3 protein-coding genes are annotated in these 2,937 nt (G+C 34.1%); all 3 read right to left on the bottom strand.

From position 1 onward, the window contains the following. Nucleotides 1–196: 196 nt before the first annotated feature. Nucleotides 197–1,438, bottom strand: coding sequence for a serine hydrolase domain-containing protein (locus B5X53_RS18765; protein ID WP_232764137.1), 1,242 nt, complete (start codon nucleotides 1,436–1,438; stop codon nucleotides 197–199). 162 nt (nucleotides 1,439–1,600) lie between these two features. After that, the gene (locus tag B5X53_RS18760) at nucleotides 1,601–2,098 is read right to left on the bottom strand and encodes a hypothetical protein (RefSeq protein WP_079714733.1); all 498 of its coding nucleotides are present in this window, start codon (nucleotides 2,096–2,098) and stop codon (nucleotides 1,601–1,603) included. Between the two features lie 143 nt (nucleotides 2,099–2,241). Further along, nucleotides 2,242–2,700 (bottom strand): cytochrome c oxidase assembly factor Coa1 family protein, encoded by a 459-nt coding sequence (locus tag B5X53_RS18755; protein ID WP_079714732.1) that lies wholly within the window; start codon nucleotides 2,698–2,700, stop codon nucleotides 2,242–2,244. Nucleotides 2,701–2,937: the final 237 nt, after the last annotated feature.

The raw sequence follows: 2,937 nt of genomic DNA, 5'->3' as shown, positions 1-2,937 counted from the left end.
GCGAGGACCACATATAGGATGCGGAGCAGGTTATAAGTATTGAAATATTGACAAGTAAGCAAGGGCTGAAAAGACTTGCCAACATTTCAACACTCCAAAAAACATCATCAAGATGAAATAAAATAGAAAATAAAATATTAAATTTGAGAGAAGGACTTATTGCTTTTCATAGGATATAGTGTTGGCAACTGGCTTTTTAGTTGAATTTGCTTCCGTATGTGTTTAAATTGCTCCAAATTTCTTTAAATTGAGGAATAATTCTATCGTCAAAATCCGAATCCGTATTCAAAATTAAAATTCGTCCAAGCCCTGTTTCAGGACTGAAAAACATTCCCGCAACAACTCCAGGATCGCCACCGCTATGTCCTATCGTTTTAAAATCATCTCCCATAAAACCTTTTGAAAAGTCCAAGAATATTCCAAAATTATCATCAGTTCCTACTGGAATTTGTTGTTCAGCTAACTGTTTTTCAAATAACCTTTTATAGTTTTCTTTACTTAAAAGAGTTCCGTTTCCATTATACCCTTTTATGAATTCAGTTAGAAGTTTGCTTAAGTCACTACTTGATGTTAAAAGTCCTCCATCTGGATAAGAAAGTAGAGAATAATCTGCCAATACACTTTCGTAATTGCCATACAATTTTGAAATATTTGTTGAATCCACAGTTTTAATTGACCAACCAGAGTTGTCCATTTTTAAAGAATTCAAAATGTTTTCTTGTGTAAATTTATCGTAAGATGTTTCAGTTGCAGATTCTATAACTAAAGCACAAAGAGTAGCACCAAGGTTAGAATAACTAAATTTCTCTCCGGGTTTTAGCTTTGAAAAGTTTTCTGAAACATATAATTGTCCTTTTTCGGTCAATAAACTCTTTAGAAAGTCCGCAAGTGGTATTTTGGAATCAGGTGGTTTCATATATCCGAATACGCTCACATTTTTTGGATGATCGCTTTTCTTGAGTATGTATGTATTTTCCCAAAAGTTGTCGGCATCCATTATTGTTGAAGTGTGCGTTGATAAATGCCTAATCGTAATAGGAATGTTTGGATGATTTGGGTTTATGACTTTAAAGGGAAGATATTCATTTATTGGGTCGTCAAGGTCGAGTTTCCCCATTTCTTGAGCCTTAAATAACGAAATTCCAATTAATGTTTTTGAAATCGAAGCGATATTCTGAATTGTGTTTTTTGTGTATTTCGTTTGCGTTTCAAGATTTGAATAGCCAAATCCTTGATTGTAAAGTATTCCATTTTCGTTGACAATCGAAGCTGAAAAACCTACGATATTTTTTTTGTCTTTTATTTTGTCCAAGTCGGAAGTAAGAGAATCCTTTATCACTGAATATTCTTTTGATTGGTTATTTTCAGAGATCTGTCGTTGTTTGCACGAGATAGCCAATGCAAAAATTAAAATCAGAGGAATAAGGTTTTTCATCATTTAGTTTGGTTTTTTTAGCTTGTTGCCAACGTCTGGTATAAAAACTGTGCGAGCTGGCGTGCGTGATTGACCGCAGGACAATCCGCTGAGCAAGCGAACACAGATTTTCGATACGTGACTGATTTTAGCATTGTTTTTATATGTTGTTGGCAACTGTGCTTATTAATCAAAAGGTTCATCATATATATGTTCGACAATTCCATCCTCAATTATAATTTCATTACCATTTAACATTACACTTCCAGAAAATGTTACGCTAAAACATGAATTTGTATTTACTAAAACATTACTTTCTATTTCGCCTTGGGCAACAAAATCAATTTCTGAAGAAGTACCATTTTGAACTCTTAAATAAATAAATTCCTCAATTATATTATTACCAGTTTGTTTATAAGGAAGCTTAATTGTTATTGCATATGTGTCTTGTTGTGGTTGAAAAACTCCTGTCATTAACCCTAAAGCTAGAGTATGACCTGTTCCATCGTTATCTATATTTATTCCCCATCTGTTGACGTCGAACTGTTTTAGTTCGCCATTAATTTTCATTGATGCGATTTCAGTCTGAGGACAAGTTTGTGAATCATCATCATCATCATCAGAACAACAGTTAAGTATTGGTAAACTGACAAAAATTATTAAAAAATGTAGATATTTTTTCATTTGTTGGTTTTTTGCATTGTTGCCAACGTCTCGTATAAAAACTGTGCGAGCGGGCGGGCGTGATTGTCCTCAGGACAATCCGCTAAGCAAGCGAGTATGGATTTGGGAATCGAGACAGGTTTTAGCATTGTTTTTATATGCTGTTACCCACCGTTTTCTTCTCCAGTATATATTTTCCACTCTTGTTTTTTCTCGGGTGGATTCTTTATTCGGATGCTGATTTCGTTATATTTCCACTTATTATTTATCCGGTCAGCAGAAATATCCATATTTGCTTTTCCTTTCGTTCCTACAATTCGAACTGATGAATACACAGATTTATTATCACTGGAATATTCAACGTGACCCTCCAAAATTGCCATTTTATCAATCGGTTCTATATCTCCTAATAAAACCTTTGCTTTCTGGTCAGTTTTTACTTTTACGAGGGCATTATTATATAGTTCTGTATCTGCATATGCTTGAGCTAAATCGGCCGCAACACCGTCCATATTAGATGAGAAAAAAACTGCAATTGAAATAAAAATTATTCCAAAAATTGGTAAAACCCATTTCCAATTTCGATTCCACCAGCTTTTTTGTTGTAATAAATCATTGTTCATATGTAAAATTTAATTAGAGTTTGAAATTTTTAAATGGTGGGTAACGTCCCGTATAAAAACAGTGCGAGCTGGCGAGCTTGATTGTCCGCAGGACAATCAGGCGTTGCAAGCGAGCATGGAATCTCGATTTGAGACAGGATTAAGCATTGTTTTTAGCATCGATGAAAAAGCAGTAAATCAAGTATCTTAAATAAAAAAAACGATAAGATATGGACACTCAATCTACTGCTTCAATTC

The sequence above is a fragment of the Salegentibacter salinarum genome (assembly GCF_900168115.1).
In the GTDB taxonomy this organism is placed as follows: domain Bacteria; phylum Bacteroidota; class Bacteroidia; order Flavobacteriales; family Flavobacteriaceae; genus Salegentibacter; species Salegentibacter salinarum.
Note: the sequence above shows the minus strand (reverse complement) of the source record. Positions and strands in the feature narration are given on the sequence as shown.

Coding starts and splice junctions, on each gene's coding strand:
- B5X53_RS18765 (WP_232764137.1), bottom strand. CDS start 1,438: ATGATGAAAAACCTTATTCCTCTGATTTTAATTTTTGCATTGGCTATC.
- B5X53_RS18760 (WP_079714733.1), bottom strand. CDS start 2,098: ATGAAAAAATATCTACATTTTTTAATAATTTTTGTCAGTTTACCAATA.
- B5X53_RS18755 (WP_079714732.1), bottom strand. CDS start 2,700: ATGAACAATGATTTATTACAACAAAAAAGCTGGTGGAATCGAAATTGG.